The 16205-nt window shown below is 37.8% G+C and carries 17 protein-coding genes; 4 read left to right on the forward strand and 13 right to left on the reverse strand.

Translation table 11 applies throughout. The features are described from left to right. Positions 1-36: 36 nt before the first annotated feature. The 4 genes from accB to pdxA all read right to left on the reverse strand — a co-directional run bounded on the left by accB (position 37) and on the right by pdxA (position 2624). Positions 37-519: an acetyl-CoA carboxylase biotin carboxyl carrier protein gene (gene accB / locus ACTJJF_RS07740; protein ID WP_065395338.1), complete on the reverse strand. Its 483-nt coding sequence runs from the start codon at positions 517-519 to the stop codon at positions 37-39. Between the two features lie 127 nt (positions 520-646). Next, complete coding sequence (gene rpmF, locus ACTJJF_RS07745; protein ID WP_002976251.1) at positions 647-850, reverse strand: 50S ribosomal protein L32; 204 nt, start codon at positions 848-850, stop codon at positions 647-649. 67 nt (positions 851-917) lie between these two features. Then, positions 918-1448, reverse strand: a complete 531-nt coding sequence (locus tag ACTJJF_RS07750; protein WP_312303262.1) for a YceD family protein — start codon at positions 1446-1448, stop codon at positions 918-920. Positions 1449-1532: 84 nt separating this feature from the next. Further along, entirely contained in the window at positions 1533-2624 is a 1092-nt protein-coding gene (gene pdxA / locus ACTJJF_RS07755) for a 4-hydroxythreonine-4-phosphate dehydrogenase PdxA (RefSeq protein WP_440699274.1), read from the reverse strand. A gap of 48 nt (positions 2625-2672) precedes the next feature. Here pdxA and ACTJJF_RS07760 point away from each other — a divergent pair, with 48 nt between their 5' ends. Genes ACTJJF_RS07760 through ACTJJF_RS07770 form a run of 3 tightly spaced genes read left to right on the forward strand, consistent with a single transcriptional unit; the run spans position 2673 to position 5405 of the window. Next, the gene (locus tag ACTJJF_RS07760) at positions 2673-3257 is read left to right on the forward strand and encodes a riboflavin synthase (RefSeq protein WP_312303265.1); all 585 of its coding nucleotides are present in this window, start codon (positions 2673-2675) and stop codon (positions 3255-3257) included. Position 3258: 1 nt separating this feature from the next. Next, the gene (locus tag ACTJJF_RS07765; protein ID WP_312303267.1) at positions 3259-4713 is read left to right on the forward strand and encodes a HAMP domain-containing sensor histidine kinase; all 1455 of its coding nucleotides are present in this window, start codon (positions 3259-3261) and stop codon (positions 4711-4713) included. Beyond that, positions 4713-5405 carry a tRNA1(Val) (adenine(37)-N6)-methyltransferase gene (locus ACTJJF_RS07770; protein WP_440699275.1) on the forward strand — a complete coding sequence of 231 codons (693 nt, stop codon included), beginning with the start codon at positions 4713-4715 and terminating at the stop codon, positions 5403-5405. The genes ACTJJF_RS07765 and ACTJJF_RS07770 overlap by 1 nt, the downstream gene beginning before the upstream one ends. Before the next feature lie 59 nt (positions 5406-5464). On the opposite strand, the gene ACTJJF_RS07775 is transcribed toward ACTJJF_RS07770, so the two are convergent. Both ACTJJF_RS07775 and rpmH read right to left on the reverse strand, forming a co-directional pair. Beyond that, the gene (locus ACTJJF_RS07775; protein WP_047373550.1) at positions 5465-6175 is read right to left on the reverse strand and encodes a cell division ATP-binding protein FtsE; all 711 of its coding nucleotides are present in this window, start codon (positions 6173-6175) and stop codon (positions 5465-5467) included. Positions 6176-6328: 153 nt separating this feature from the next. Beyond that, positions 6329-6487: a 50S ribosomal protein L34 gene (rpmH, locus tag ACTJJF_RS07780; RefSeq protein ID WP_034681061.1), complete on the reverse strand. Its 159-nt coding sequence runs from the start codon at positions 6485-6487 to the stop codon at positions 6329-6331. Between the two features lie 234 nt (positions 6488-6721). Here rpmH and ACTJJF_RS07785 point away from each other — a divergent pair, with 234 nt between their 5' ends. Continuing rightward, positions 6722-7726 (forward strand): DHH family phosphoesterase, encoded by a 1005-nt coding sequence (locus ACTJJF_RS07785; RefSeq protein WP_312303277.1) that lies wholly within the window; start codon positions 6722-6724, stop codon positions 7724-7726. Between the two features lie 41 nt (positions 7727-7767). On the opposite strand, the gene ACTJJF_RS07790 is transcribed toward ACTJJF_RS07785, so the two are convergent. The 7 genes from ACTJJF_RS07790 to tilS all read right to left on the reverse strand — a co-directional run bounded on the left by ACTJJF_RS07790 (position 7768) and on the right by tilS (position 16142). Next, the gene (locus ACTJJF_RS07790; protein ID WP_312303279.1) at positions 7768-8586 is read right to left on the reverse strand and encodes a patatin-like phospholipase family protein; all 819 of its coding nucleotides are present in this window, start codon (positions 8584-8586) and stop codon (positions 7768-7770) included. 48 nt (positions 8587-8634) lie between these two features. Continuing rightward, complete coding sequence (locus ACTJJF_RS07795) at positions 8635-9450, reverse strand: hypothetical protein (RefSeq protein WP_440699276.1); 816 nt, start codon at positions 9448-9450, stop codon at positions 8635-8637. Positions 9451-9455: 5 nt separating this feature from the next. Continuing rightward, positions 9456-10238: an alpha/beta fold hydrolase gene (locus tag ACTJJF_RS07800; RefSeq protein ID WP_440699277.1), complete on the reverse strand. Its 783-nt coding sequence runs from the start codon at positions 10236-10238 to the stop codon at positions 9456-9458. A gap of 106 nt (positions 10239-10344) precedes the next feature. Beyond that, positions 10345-10869, reverse strand: a complete 525-nt coding sequence (locus tag ACTJJF_RS07805; protein WP_440699278.1) for a biopolymer transporter ExbD — start codon at positions 10867-10869, stop codon at positions 10345-10347. Between the two features lie 189 nt (positions 10870-11058). Next, positions 11059-12597, reverse strand: a complete 1539-nt coding sequence (locus ACTJJF_RS07810; protein WP_440699279.1) for a T9SS type A sorting domain-containing protein — start codon at positions 12595-12597, stop codon at positions 11059-11061. A 136-nt stretch (positions 12598-12733) separates the two neighbouring features. After that, positions 12734-14803: a cytochrome c biogenesis protein CcdA gene (locus ACTJJF_RS07815; RefSeq protein ID WP_440699280.1), complete on the reverse strand. Its 2070-nt coding sequence runs from the start codon at positions 14801-14803 to the stop codon at positions 12734-12736. Next, positions 14793-16142, reverse strand: a complete 1350-nt coding sequence (tilS, locus tag ACTJJF_RS07820; protein ID WP_440699281.1) for a tRNA lysidine(34) synthetase TilS — start codon at positions 16140-16142, stop codon at positions 14793-14795. The genes ACTJJF_RS07815 and tilS overlap by 11 nt, the downstream gene beginning before the upstream one ends. Positions 16143-16205 lie beyond the last annotated feature (63 nt).

The following is a 16205-nucleotide window of genomic DNA, read 5'->3' on the forward strand; positions in this document are numbered from 1 at the left end:
AATCTAACATCTAATGTCTAACATCTAACTTCTAAATTAAGATGGATCTACTAAGAATAATGGTTGGTCGTATTCTACAGGAGTAGCGTCGTCAACTAGGATCTTAACGATTTTTCCGCTGATTTCAGATTCAATCTGGTTGAATAATTTCATTGCTTCAATTACGCAAACTACTTTACCAACAGAAACTTCGTCACCTACATTTACAAATACATCTTTATCAGGAGATGGTTTTCTATAGAAAGTACCGATCATTGGAGATTTGATCGTTACATATTTGCTGTCATCAGATGCCGCTTCAGCTTTCTCAGCAGGTGCAGCAGCAGGAGTTGCAACAGGTGCCGGAGCAGCTACTGCCTGTGGCGCAGTGTGGTATACTGCAGGTTGTGCATAAACAGCATCGCTTCCAGCTAATGGAGTTTTAATAGTGATTTCGAAATCTTTAGTTTTGTACTTCACCTCTGATACTTCAGCCTTAGATACAAACTTAATAAGATTTTGTATGTCTTTAATGTCCATAAATTTGATATTTGATTTGATGCCAAAGATACCAAAAAAACGCAAAAAACAACAAAAAACCGCCAAATTTTATCAAAATTGGGCGGTTTTTGTATTAAAATGAGGCTTTTTCAGCGAAAAGCGACTCTTAGTTTTCTTCAGTAGCAGCTACTTCTTTTTCCAATACTACTTTACCTCTGTAGTAAAGTTTTCCTTCATGCCAGTGAGCTCTGTGGTATAGGTGAAGCTCTCCTGTTGTTGCATCTTTAGCTAATTGAGGAACTACAGCTTTGTAGTGAGTTCTTCTCTTATCTCTTCTTGTAGACGACTGTCTTCTCTTTGGATGTGCCATTTTCTAATAACTTTTTTAATTGATGAGCGATGAGATTCATCATCTCATCATATTTAAATTATTCTATTTAATTATTGTCTCTTAATTTTCTTAAAGCATCCCATCTAGGGTCGCTTTCATGTTCTTCCTCTTCAGTTTCCTCAATATCTTTCGGACTGAACTGTTCAAGAATTTTCAGATCTTCATCACTTACATTCGGTGAAATCTTTTTCATCGGGATAGAAAGCATTACATTCTCATAAATCAAATGTGCTATGTTGAATGCATGGTCGCTGGTAGGGATCGTAATAACATCTTCATTGCTGTCATCATATTCCTCCCCGAAATTCACCAGAATCTTGATTTCATTCTCAATAGGATAATCAAAATTTTCATTTGTGATATCACAAACCAACTCAACCAATCCATTAATTTTAATCTCAAACTCTAGAAAAGTAGTGTGCTTATCCAGTAAGACATTCACTTCTATTCTGGGATTTGTAAATTCCTGCTCAGTGTCAAATAATTGAAAGAACGTTTTATCAATCTCAAACTTGAACTCGTGTTTTCCGTTTTTAAGTCCGGAAAAGCTTACGTCATAGTTTCTTAACTTGTCCATAAAATGAGTGTGCAAAAATATGCATTTTTTTTATAATAACAAATAAAATTCCAAACAAATTAATTTAAAATTTGTTTTAAAGATTTATGCTTCAGTTTCCTCAGGAAGATCTTCGTCTATTCCATTGTCAACAGCCATTTTTCTCGGTTGAAGACGGTTACTCATCAGTTCGCTGTATTCATTTCTGTTTCTGAAAACCTTGATGGCAGTGAATATTGCTTCTGTAAAACTCTGCTCATCGGCAATATTTTTCCCCGCAATATCATAGGCAACTCCATGATCCGGAGAAGTTCTGATGAACGGAAGTCCTGCCGTATAATTTACACCTTCCTCATAAGCCAGTGTCTTGAAAGGAGCAAGCCCCTGATCATGATACATCGCCAGAACTGCATCAAAGCTTTTGTATTTGCCGGGTTGGAAGAAACTGTCTGCAGGGAAAGGACCAAATGCCAGTATGCCGTTATCAGAAAGTTCCTTGATGGCTGGTGCAATGATCTCAATCTCTTCGGTCCCGATCACACCACCGTCACCTGCATGAGGATTCAATCCTAAAACGGCAATTTTCGGCTTCTGAATGCAGAAATCTTCAATAAGAGTCTGATTCAGTACCCTGATCTGCTTCTTGATTTTTTCCTTAGAAATGTTTTCCGCCACCTGGGAAATAGGAATATGATGCGTAGAAACTGCCACTTTCAGATCTTCAGTTACCAGGAACATTAAGCCTTTTTTACTGAATTTTTCCTCAAAATATCCGGTGTGCCCGGCATGCTTAAAGCCCATTTTTACCATTTCATCTTTATTGATAGGAGCGGTTACAAGAACATCAATATCTCCTTTCATTAAAGCTTCGGTAGCAGCCTCCAGAGAATCAATCGCCATTTTGGTAGATTCTTCCGTAGGAACACCCAGCTCTACGTTAACGTTCTCTTTGGTAAGATTTACCATATTAAGTTTCCCGGCCTGAGCCTGTGAAGCTTCATTAATATAGTTGAAATTAAGATTCAGCTTGAAAATATTTTTCTGATAAGTGAATAATTTCCCCGAACCAAAAATTACAGGAGTGAAAAAATCTGTAATGGTTTTGTCTTTCAGAGACTTCATAATGATCTCCGGGCCGATGCCGTTGAAATCACCGATTGAAATTCCTACTCGTACTTTATGGTTTTTTGGGCTCATTTTGATTATCTTTGAAGATTATAATTTACAAATTTAGCAAAAAATAATATGTTCACAGGAATTATTGAAGCAGTTGGCATTATTGAAAAGATTGAAGAAAAAGGAAGCAACATAGATTTCACTCTGACATGCCCTTTTACAAACGAACTTAAAATTGATCAGAGCCTTGCGCATAACGGATGCTGCCTTACTGTAGTGGAGATTAAAGAGAATCAATATGTGGTAACTGCCATCAACGAAACACTTGAAAAAACCAACCTGGGGAAATGGGAACTGGGAACCGTTGTCAATCTTGAACGCTGTATGAAAATGGATGGAAGACTGGATGGACACATTGTTCAGGGACATGTTGATAAAACCGGAGAGGTAATAGGAATTGAAAACAAAGACGGAAGCTATTTCATTACCATGAAATATGAAGCAGATGAAAACTTTGTTACTGTACCTCAGGGATCAATCACCGTCAACGGAATCAGTCTTACCGTTGCTAAAAGTGAGGAAGCTCAATTTTCTGTAGCCATCATTCCTTATACCTGGGAGTTTACCAATATGAATCATCTGAAAATTGGTGATAAAGTAAATCTTGAATTCGACATTGTTGGTAAGTATATTGCTAGGTTAATTAAAAAGTAGAATGTCGATTAATAAATATAAAGGATATAGCTTAAGGAACCGGGTGTTTTTCGGTTTTCTGTTGGTATGTTTTTTAAGTGTAGTGGCCACTTCACTTGTTCCGTATTTTGTGCTGAGGAATAATTCTCTGCAGCAAAGTAATATCGATATGCAGGAGAAAACAACTGCTGTAATGAGATATCTGGATTATGCAGTAAGTCGTACACTTGTGGAGACCAAAGATTTACCAACAGTTTTGGGAAGTAAGATTTTCGAAATAGGGGATATCAATCAGCATGATATTTTTATTTATGATCTGAAGGGAAATTATCTGCTCTCCAATAAAGACGAAGCTTTGGTTGAGCAGAAAACAATTCCGATCGATATTGTTAATAAGATGCTGGCTACTGATGCCAGGGTAGATATGACAAGGTATGATGCTGCTAAAGATGCCAAACTTACCTCTTCTTATCTGCTTTTGAAAAATAATGAACTGAAACCGATAGGTGTAGTTTATATTCCTTTATATCATAACGAATCTGCTTATCTGGAAGTTCTTCATCAATATGTAAAATATATTCTTTTAGTCGATATATTCCTTATTTTATTCAGTATCTGGATCAGCTGGGTGACGTCTAACAGTCTTGCCAAGACCATTACCAAATTCTCTGATATGATTACCCGTATCACATTATTTGAGAATGAAATGCGTCCTATCAGGTACTATAAAAATGATGAGCTTAATGCACTGGCAAGAGCTTACAACAGAATGATCCTTCAGATCCAGGATCAGAAAGAGAGGCTGCGTTTTAAAGCATCGGAGGAGGCCTGGAGAGAAATGGCAAAACAGGTGGCGCATGAAGTGAAAAACCCTCTTACACCTATGAAACTTACCATTCAGAATTTTGAGAGAAAATTTGATCCGGAAGATCCGAATATCAGGGAAAGGGTAAAACTGATGAGTAAAACCATGGTTGATCAGATTGATCTGATTGCTACGGTTGCCTCTGCTTTTTCAGAATTTGCCAAGCTTCCTGAAAAAAATAATGAAGTCATCAATCTGAATACAGAAGTAGCAGATATTCTCCGTGTATTCAATGACGACAGTATCTTTATGCATGCTAATAAGAGCAATATTATGATCAATATGGATAGGATTTATCTGTCCAGAATCATTACCAATCTTGTTACCAATGCCAAACAGGCTGAAAGCGACGAAAGAAAGCTTATTATCAACGTAGATGTGGAACAGCACCAGAGAAGAGTGATCATTTCTGTTCAGGATAACGGAATCGGAATTCCTGAAAATATGTATGAACGGATTTTTGAACCGAATTTTACCTCCAAAAACAGTGGAATGGGACTTGGGTTATCTATGGTTAGAAAAATGATAGAAGATTATAAAGGTGAGATTTCCGTGAAATCAGAGGTAGGGAAGGGGTCTACATTCATCATTACACTGCCTACCAACTTATAGTGAAGCCATTTACATTTAAACAATTTGAAATTCAGCAGTCCAAAGACGTCTTCCGTGTAGGAACAGACGGTGTTCTGCTTGGTGCTTTGGCAGATATTGAATCTGCTTTCCGTGTTTTGGAAATTGGGACGGGGACGGGGCTTATCTCGCTGATGCTAGCGCAAAGAAATCAACAGGCTGTTTTTCTAGGGCTGGACATTAATGCAGATGCAGCGGCATTGACTGCTCTCAATTTTGATCATGCACCGTTCCGGGGAAGGATGAAAAATATTCATCAGGACTTTAAAACTTTTGAAACAGAAGAAAAATTTGATCTTATCGTTTCCAATCCGCCTTATTTTGAAGAATCCGGATCTGAAAAAGATAAGATTGCCCGCCAGACTGTGGAACTGAATTTCATGCAGCTGATCGGTAAATCTGCTCAGGTTTTGTCTGAAGACGGCCTTCTTTCAGTTATCATTCCTGTTGAGGCAGGAGACGTTTTTATTTCTATAGCACAGGAAAATAAGCTATTTCTGAATCGTAAGGTAAATATCAAAGGGATTGAAGGCGCTAAAGTCAAAAGATTGGTCCTTGAGTTTTCTTTTACGGAAAAGCAGCTTAATGAATCTGAATTTATTATAGAAAAAAGTCCGAGAGTATACTCGGACCAATATCTTGAACTCACAAAGGAGTTTCATGTTTTTAAATAGAGAAGTTAGAAATTAGATTTTAGAGTTAGTAATTTCTGAATCTCTTAATTTTTAAATTCTTATTCAAACAATTCTGCTGTATCCAGTACAGATACCTTTCCATCTTCACATCTGATCGCTTCACCAGGGAAGTTTTGAATCATGTGGTAATCGTGTGTTGCCATTACTACTGCTGCACCATTTTCAAGGGCTACCTGTTTCAATAGTGTCATGATTTCATTGGATGTTTCCGGGTCAAGGTTTCCTGTAGGCTCATCTGCGAGGATAAGATCGGGGTGGTTGAGAAGTGCTCTTGCAATAGCGATACGCTGTTGCTCTCCTCCGGAAAGTTCGTGCGGCATTTTATGCTTTTTACTTTTCATATTCACGCTTCCCAGTACTTCATTGATACGGTCTTCTATTTTCACCTTATCATTCCATCCTGTAGCTTCAAGAACGAACTTCAGATTTTTTTCAACAGTTCTGTCCGAAAGCAGCTGAAAATCCTGGAATACGATTCCCAGTTTTCTTCTGAGGTTAGGAATATCAGATGGTTTTAGCTTGGCCAGATCAAACCCTACAACAGCTCCGTGTCCTGATGCTAAAGGAATGTGCCCGTAAAGCGTCTTTAGCAGTGAACTTTTTCCGGAACCTGTTTTTCCGATAAGGTAGCAGAATCTACCTTTTTTAATGTTAAGATTTACATCAGAAAGAACAGTAAAGTTTTTTTGTGCAATTTTTGCATTTTGTAAACTTATGATATTGTCTCCGGAGATATTGGTATGCGGCATAATTTAATTTTAAAGGCTATTTTTAACAAAAAATTTCAATCTTTAAAAATAGAAAAAAGAAGTCTATCTGACTCTAATTTTAATAAATTTTAACAACAAAAAATGCCTGAAAAGTAACTTCTCAAGCATGTTTTGTATATGATAATAAAAAGATTATCTCTTAGCGCGTGCAGCACTTATAGTTAAACTCTTTCTGCCTTTAGCTCTTCTCGCAGCCAAAACTCTTCTTCCATTTGGCGTAGACATTCTTTCTCTGAAACCGTGTTTGTTTCTTCTCTTTCTTTCTGATGGCTGGAATGTTCTTTTACTCATTACTATATGTTTAAATCGTAATTAATCTATTAATTTTCAGGTTGCAAAGATATAGAAATTTTTATAAGATACAAACTTTAATAATCTTTTTTTGAAAATATTTGAGATGTTTTTCTGTCAAACATTTACAAACCCTTACAGGATCCCTGATTTCCGGTGCAAAAATAATATTTAAATGATTTATATAAAAGCTCTATCTTTGAAAACTTTAATTTTAACGAAAATAAACACCCGATGTTTACACCAGCAGAACTTTTAGAAATCAATACATTACTTAGCCCTGAAACCAAAATAGTTATCCTGACGCATTATAATCCGGATGGTGATGCTATTGGCTCCAGCCTGGGATTAAAGCATTATCTGAAAGCAAAGGGAATTCATGCTGAGGTAATTGTACCGAACGATTTTCCAAAGTTTCTGAAATGGATGCCGGAATCCAAAAAAGTAATCATCGCTGAATACAAAAGAAAACTGGCTGCCGATATGATTGCGGCGGCAGATGTTATTTTCTGTCTGGATTTTAATTCTCCGTCAAGAATAGGATTATTAGGAGACTGGCTCGTAAAAGCGGAGGGAAAAAAGATCCTGATTGATCACCACCAGCAGCCGGAACCGTTTGACTTTGTCTACTCTGATACCGTAATCCCGGCTACTTCTCAGATGATTTATCATTTTATTGAAGCAATGGATGATGAAAAACTGGTGAATCAGGATATGGCGGAATGTCTTTATACAGGAATTATGACCGATACGGGTGGGTTCCGTTTTCGTTCCACCAGTGCTACCACGCACAGAATTATTGCAAACCTGATTGAAAATGGAGCAGATCCTGCCATGATCACGTCCAATACCTGGGATACCAATACCGTTTCCCGTCTTCATTTACTGGCGCTGGTTTTAGGAAGAATAGAGGTGGTGAATGACGGCAGAGTAGCTATTCTAAGCCTGACAAGAAATGAGCTTAAAGAATTTGGTTTCCAGAAAGGAGATACGGAAGGTTTTGTAAACTATGGATTAAGCATTGCCGGGGTGAAAATGTCTGCGTTTTTCATGGAAGATCTGTATGAGGACTTTATCAAGATCTCATTCAGAAGTAAGGATGATGTAGATGTAAACCAGTTCTCCAGAAAATACTTTAACGGAGGCGGTCACATTAATGCTGCAGGAGGTAAATCCAATGATTCTTTACCGGGAACGATTGAAAAGTTCAAAGCGAGATTAATTGAAGAGAATTTATAACAAAGCTAAGGGATGTAAGCGGAAATAAACATCCAGCTTTTCTAGTGATTCGGTAATTCGGCACCCCAACTTTTGCTGTAGCCTTTTTCTTCAAGCTCCATACAAGTATATTCATATACCTGCTGAAACATTTCGTCTATATATTTCTTGTTGAAAAGACTGAATTTTGTCATTTTCGGAGGATCTAAAAATATATTGCAGTGCTTTACTTTGGAATATACCGATTTGGCAATGGCTAAGTGAAGAATCCTGTCAAATTCTTTCATCAGACTCATTTTTTTCAATTCATCATAGCTGATCGAGTTGACATGGGAGGCAATCAGAAAATCACATTTGTCAATAATAGGTTCTATAGGAAGATTGTCCAGAACGCCGCCGTCTACATAAATTTTATCGCCCATTCTCACCGGAGGCAGAATGAAAGGAACGCTGGAAGATGCCAACAGGGGCCCGAACAGTTCCCCTTCAGAAAAGAAGTCTACAATGCCGTGAGTCATTTCTGTGGCAGTTACATATACCGGAATTTTGAGAATGCTGAAATTATCTTCCGGGAAATAATCTTTGAAGAGTTTTAAAATAAAATTGGAGCTGAAAATTCCGTTCTTAGACAGTTTTAAAGCAGACCGGGAGAAAAAAGAGGTTTGCCGTACAATTTCCATCATTTCATCCGGGCTTTTCCCGAAAGAATAAAAGGCACCGATGATAGAGCCTGCACTGGTTCCGGAAATGATATGGGGTTTCAGGTTATATTCTTCCAAAGCTTTAAGAACGGCAATATGGGCAATCCCACGCATTCCTCCGCCTGAAAGTGTAAGCCCGATAACCGGTGGTTTCTTTTTTTTGAACGAGAATAAACCCATCGCAGCAATTATTCTCTACTAATATACAGGATTTTTTGTAAATGCAGGTTAAGGTTCATCACACTCAGAATCGGTTTTGAGGAATAATGAATAAAATTCTTTGTTCATTCTTGCATCATGTTCAACCCTTTTGATTTTATCATTGGAGCAGTTTCCCCAACCGAAAGTAATCAGGTCAATCGTAGCATAATCTTTCCTGTCCGGTGAATTCAGACGACTGTTGAATTCAGCAGCTTTTCCTTCCGGATCCGCATTGTTTTTGTTTATTTGTTCTCTGAGCTTCTTCCATTCTTCCATCATCTGCTCGTCAGTTGAATTCAGAGCTTTTGTGAAATTCTGACAGGTATTGCTCTTAAGAAGTACTGAAGGATCGGAATAGGCTGCTATTCGTATTTTCTCCATTTCATACCGTTGGGCAAGAGCTTCGGATTGTACCTTTTTTACATTCTGCCAATAGGGTGTGTTCACGACTGTAAGGTCCTGGAGCATCTTTTTTTTCTCTGCGAAATCTTTATCGAGTTTTGCCAGTATCTGATCCTTGTCCTGTCTTATTTCCTGAAGATCCCGAAGGTTAAATACAGACGGAGTATCCAGCAGAATGCCTCCCAATTCAAGCCAGAGCTTGTAGGTTCCTTCAATTTCTGCTCTGGAGTATATATTGCTGTCAAAATAACCTTTATTGTCACACAAATCGGTTACGAAATGAAAGAGTTCTTCTTTAGGAGCAGAATTGCTTTTTAAAGTGTCAGTCTTAGCTGATACTGTCGCAGCAGTGTCTACGGGTGTTTTATCAGAAGGAGGCTGATGGTCTTTTTTACAGCTTAAAAGCGAAAGAAACAGCAGGGAAGTTATGGCAATTCTCATAGTTTCTAAAATACCAGTTTTTTAGGAAGGTTATGCAGAAGTTCAGTGTTGATAATTTCAGCACAGATACCTGGTTTTTCCCAATGTCCGTTGTGCCCGCAGTCCAGAATGTAAGATTTTATATTGGTTCTGTCCGGAAGGTTTTTGATCATCATATCCGTTTTTACGGCATTGTCATGCTTTCCTGCCAAAACTAAGATCTTGGTTTCCAGATTTTGTATGATATGTTTTTTGTCTGTTCGTTCTACCATGCCTTTTACACATGCCAGAGCGCCCATATTGTTGGTGGAAAGTGCGGTTTCCAGTGCGGTTTCTATTTTTCCTTCCAGAATATCCCTTTCATTCGGGTTGAACAGGTTAGGAATTCCGGCTCTTGCATAATGGGCAAATGCATCTTTGATGATTCTATAGCTTTTGATGCGCTGCTGTTTTTTCTCTTCATCGTCTGCAAAATAAGTCGAGAAAAAGAGTGTTAAGCTTTTCAGAGTATCGGGATATTTCTCGGCAAAGGCCAGTGAAGTGTAGCCTCCCATAGAATGGCCCAGCAGGTGCACTTTATCAAGATTCTGGCTATCCAGTACTTTTTTGACTTCTTCTGCCATCATTTCCATGGTGTGAACTTCTCCTAAGATTTCAGACTGTCCATGACCGGGAAGATCAATTTTTAATAGTGAGAAATCTTTGGAAAGATGAGGTTCCATATCACTCCATATTGACAGGTTTTCCATAAAACCATGGAGAAGTACAAGTGTTTCTTTTCCGTTTCCTTTTCTTTCAAAGTTCAGCATGATTCCAAAATTATAGAGTTAAATAATGCAGCAACAGCTGTGCCGCTATTTAGTTGTACTTTCAAATGTAAACAAAAAAGAGCATTTTGAAAATGCCCTTTCTCTTTTATTGAGTTAATTCCTTATAAACTTTCGTTTCCCAAGGCTTGATATCTGTTACTCCATACCGTTCTTTTTTGGCAATGGCCAGATTGTCCAGCATGTCTACAAAATTCTTATAGTTGGCCTCATCAGTAGGCTTGATAATTACGGTAAAGTTTCCCGGTTTTGGAGCATTTTTATAAGCTTCGGAAATGATTTTTGAAATCTTTATTCCGCTGAAATCGGTTTCTTTAAAATTGCTTGTATTCAGATCAGCTGCATTACTTTGATGATAAAAAACACGGTTGTCTTTTCCCAGAATAAACGAGATTTGGTTTTTATCTCCAATTACAGGTATATTGATAGGATTGGGATTAGGATCTTTTGCCGGCAGTCCCAGATCCATAACGTTGGGTTTTGTAAAATTGGTTGTGAACATAAAGAATGTGATGAGCAGAAATCCCAGGTCTACCATAGGAGTCATGTCTACTCTGATCAGTTTTTTCTTTTGCTTGCCGCTTTGTTTTTCTTGTGCGATTACTTCAGCCATAATTAATATTTTAAAATGTTAAACGGTATTTGATGAAAACTTTAAAAACCCGATCGTAGTTTTGAAAAGTTGATACAAAGTTTATACCTAAATTTATAAAACATCAATAATTTTTCATTTTATTTAAATAATTATACTTAAATACTGTTAAAATCAATTGATTTAAATTATGGGCTACTGATTCAGACACTATTTGCTGACAGATATCTTTTCAGATAAAATAACTTCTTCTTTATTTTTTACCTGTACGATATAGATCCCATTGGTGAATGGGGAGGTATTGATTCTTATTTTTTCTTCATGATATTTTTGAGAGAAAAGCTGCCTTCCGGACATATCGGTAATGCTGATCACCGTTTCTTTAGGAAGATGGTCCAGATAAAGAAAATCTTTTACGGGATTAGGATAAACAACAGGTTTGCTGATAATATGACTTTCCGAGGTGCTTAATTGCTCAGGAGCCAATTTTACGATCCAGGCTTCACTGCTGCCATGGGCTGTCGTAATATCTCCGTCTGTAGAAAAGGATTCTCCTGCGATGATATACCCGCCATCAGTTGTCTGTTGAATGGAATAAGCCTGATCAAAAGCGCTTCCACCCAACGATTTCTGCCATTGTGTATTTCCTGAAGAGTCTAATTTTACAATCCAGTAGTCAGCACCTCCATGAGTTCCTGTGATATTTGCAGATGCGGCTTCTCCTGCCACAATATATCCTCCGTCAGAAGTCTGTTGGGTAGAATAGGCATAATCGTTACCGTTACCACCGAAATATCTTTGCCATAAGGGATTCCCGTTAGCGTCTAACTTGGCTACACAATAATTGGAAATTCCAAAAGCTGTCGGAACTTCTGAATTTACGGAGTTGGAACCTCCTGCCACAATATATCCTCCGTCCGTAGTTTGTCTGATAGATTCTGCAGCATCGGCAAGGTTGCCTACTAATGATTTTTCCCACTGTATGTTTCCTGATTCATCCAGTTTTACGATCCAGAAATCTTCGTTTCCATGATTTCCAGTAACGTCTCCATTGTTAGAGGCAGCTCCTCCGGCTACAATATATCCTCCGTCCGTAGTCTGTTGGATTGATTCTGCTCTATCGTAAGAAGTACCACCCAACGATTTTTGCCATTGTATGTTTCCTGAAGCATCCAATTTTACGATCCAGTAATCTGAATTTCCATGATTTCCTGTGACATCTCCGTCGTTAGAATAAGATTCTCCTGCCACAATATATCCTCCGTCAAAAGTTTGCTGAATAGAATTTGCTTTATCCTGATTGCTTCCGCCTAATGATTTCTGCCATTGTAAGTTTCCTGAGAGATCTAATTTTACGATCCAGTAATCTGAGTTTCCGTGATTGCCTGTAACATCTCCGTTGGTGGAAGAAGATTCTCCGGCCACAATATACCCTCCGTCAGAAGTCTGCTGAATAGAATTTACATTGTCATCATTATTTCCACCCAATGATTTCTGCCATTGTATAGTTCCTAAGGCGTCTAATTTCACGATCCAGTAATCGAAATATCCCTGATTGGCTGTAACATCTCCGTTACTGGAAGCAGACCCACCGGCTATAATATATCCTCCGTCAGAAGTTTGCTGAACAGAATTTGCCAGATCTCCGTCACTTCCGCCCAAAGCTTTCTGCCATTCTATGGAAGGAGAGGCCTGGGCTGCTAGCGTAGAACAGATAAGAAATAAAAAAGTAGAGGTAAAATATCTCATATGTATTTGAATTGGTGTTAGTTGCTCAAATGTAATTAATTTTGAATTACCTGTAATGTTTTTATTGCTTATTAAATTCATTTAAATAAAAAACTCACACGGTAAAGTGTGAGTTGTAAAAGATATGTAAAAAGAATTATTTACTTTTTTTATAAAAATTAACCCCGCATTCCAGGAATTTTTTGAAATCTTCTTTTGGCATGTATCCTGAAACAGGAGTGTTGATTACCTTGCCCTCAGGAGTTATTAAAACATAGTGAGGCTGTGAGTTGTTGTTAAAGTTGACCTGCTGGAATAAGCTCCATCGGTCACCAATGGTTTTTACCTTTTTGATCTGCCCGTCTCCAAGATCAATTTTAGTTTTCTGATCTTCAGGAAGCTCTTCCTTATCATCTACATATAGAGAGGCAAGCACCACATCATTTTGAAGGATTGGCAAAATGTCTGCTTCACTCCATACGAATTCTTCCATTTTTCTGCAGTTTTCACAGCCATATCCGGTAAAGTCAATAAGGATAGGTTTATTTTCCTTTTTAGCAATTTCTATTGCCTTAAAGAAATCGTGCTCAGGATGCATTCCTAAAATTCCATCCTTTTCATCATGGAAATAACTTACATTCAATGGAGGTAAAATTCCGCTTAAGAGCTGTAATTTCGGGCGATCAGAAGGAATTAACCCCTGAACCAGATAAATGACAAAACCAATTCCCAACGCCCCTAGAATCTTTCTTGTAACAGAGATCTTAGGCTTTTTATCATCATGCGGGAATCTGATCAGACCAAATAAATATAAAGCTAATCCTAATGCAATAACGATCCAGATACCGATGAAAAGCTCTCTTTTCAGCAAGAATGTTTTAGATACAAGGTCTGCTTTTGATAAGAATTTTAAAGCCAAAGCCAGTTCTACAAAACCTAAAACAACCTTCACCGTGTTCATCCATCCCCCGGATTTCGGAAGACTCTGTAATGCCTGCGGGAATAAAGCCAATAATCCGAAAACGATTGCCCATGCCAGTCCGAATCCGGCTAAAGCAAAGGTCAATAACATGGGAACATTGGTGGATCCCGTTACCGCACTTCCCAATAAACTTCCTAAAATAGGTCCTGTACAAGAGAAAGAAACGATTACCAGCGTTAATGCCATGAAGAAAATTCCGATGATTCCTCCGGCTTCTTCCGCTTTTGAAGATTTGTTGGCAATTGAACTTGGTAAAGTAATATCATAATACCCGAAGAAACTTCCGGCAAAGAAGATGAATATGATAAAGAAGGCAATATTCAGCCATACACTAGTAGAAATCTCATTGAAGATATTTCCTGCAATTCCGTCGATAACATGGAAAGGAATACTTAATAAAACAAAGATCAGCAGGATGAAAAAGCCATAAATAAGAGCATCTCTTTTTCCTTTTGCTTTGTTTTTGCTTCCTTTGGTAAAGAAAGATACCGTCAGTGGGATCATTGGGAATACACATGGAGTAAGTAATGCAATTAATCCACCGATAAACCCTAAGAACAGGTAAGTCCAGTAATTTTCATCCACCTTTTCTGATGCGGTACCGCAATCTGTCAATGGATTTTTGAAATCTATCGTTTCAATTTTCAGCTGTTTAGGATCAAGCTTTGGTCCTTCAGAAATGGTAATTTCCTGTTTCGCAGGATTCTCAGTTACGGTTTCAACTGCTTTTACAGAATCTTTTGCAGGTTCCGCTGTTTCTTCAGTGGGCGCTTCTTCAGTTGCTCCTTTTGGGGTAACCTTCTGATTGAACTCTAGCGTATTGGGAGCCAGACAAACCCTGTCGTCACACGTCTGATAAGTGATCTCGGAAGTAACATCTGCAGGTTTTGAAGGATCTTTTAATTTAAATTTCTGCTTAAACCCCGCAGTATTGGAATAGTAGACAATCGTTCCCCCGAAAGCCTCAGAAAACTCTTCGTGTTTTTTACCTGTTTCGGTAAACTTTCCGATCAGCTCGATATTCTTTCCGGTTACTTTGTATTCGGTTGGGATTCCCGTGTCTTCGGGCAGGTCTTTTGAATAAATATGCCAGCCGCTTTCCATCGTTGCATTCAACACCGCTTCGTACTGGTTGTTGCCAAGATCGTTGATGGTAAATTTAAACTTTACGGGATTTTTGATCTGTGCGTTAATTCCCGTTGCTAAAAATAGTAGAATTAATAAAAACCAATTTCTAAATTTCATTGTTCATTTCATTAAAAATTTTGAGACTCCATTTTGTCTTCTCATCTTTTGCATATCTTCTGTCCTGTCTGAAAGGGATGATCCCAAGTACAGAATCACTACTGTCAGTCAGTATCCAGATTTTTTGCCTCGCTAAAATAGATAATTTTTCGTCCCTAAAAAATTTAGAAACTTTCTTTTTCCCTGAAAAACCTGCTGGATAAAACTCATCGCCATCCTTTTGCTTTCTCAACCGTAATGGAAACTGAAGTTTTTCAGCATCAAAATCCCAATCAAAACTCTTATTGATTCCATCGATGCTTTCGATAGAATTTCCGAGATTGACAGGGAACAGATTTTCCGAAAAATCAAAATGATCAGTCAGTATAATTTCGTCCGGGGTTTCAGATTTTTTATTTTTATCCGTGAAGATCAATTCATCCCGGCTTATGGTCAATTGATAATCTTTGGAAAAAAAAGAACTGTTGTTTTCAGCTTTAAAAATTTTAGGAATTTCTTCTTCCTGATTGAATCCGTATTTTTTTAAAATTTCAAACTTTACGAAATCGCTTTCCTGATCCAGTTTTTCCTTTGATAAGATTTTATGCTCAGGGTTAAATACACTCAGTTTATTTTCTATTTCCTGAATCTGTTTTTGTACAAAATTCTTGGTTTGGTTCAGGTAAGAAGAACTCTTTTTGAAATTTTCCAGAAAATGATCGTTGGTCTCCATCAATGCAGGGACGATTTCATTTCGGATCTTATTTCTCAGATAATCACTTTTTTTATTGGAAAGATCTTCCCGGAATTCAATATGGTTCTGCTCTGCAAACTGATAAATTTCTTTTTTTGAAAAACTCAGGAGCGGACGAAGAATATCATTGTCGTTGGCAGGAATTCCGCTCAGACCACTGATGCCGGAAGCTTTGGAAAGGTTGATGATAAACGTTTCCAGCTGATCATTCAGATGATGTGCCGTAACCAGAAATCTGAGGTTTTTCTTTTCCTGAATTTCTTTAAAAAAACGGTAACGAAGTTCCCTGGCCCAAAGCTGGATGGAGTTTTCCGGTTTATTATCTCTGTCGGAAACCTCATACAAATGAAAATTTATATGATTTTTCTCACAAAAATCCTGTACGACTTTCTGATCGAGATCCGAATCATTTCCCCGCAGCTTATAATTGATGTGTGCTACTTCAAACGGGTATCCTGAATGGCCCGTTGTGTTTCTTAAACCGTTGAATAATGAGGCCAGGACCATAGAGTCTGCCCCTCCGCTCACTGCCAGAAGATAAGTGTGTTTTTCAGGTTGCTGAACAAGATTTTCTAACTGATAACTAAAGCTTGATTTTTTCAACATATACGTTGAGAATTTCTTTTATGCAAAGATAACCGATATAATTCAATTGAATTTTCCTAACTT

This window comes from Chryseobacterium sp. 22458, assembly GCF_052044975.1.
Taxonomy (GTDB): domain Bacteria; phylum Bacteroidota; class Bacteroidia; order Flavobacteriales; family Weeksellaceae; genus Chryseobacterium.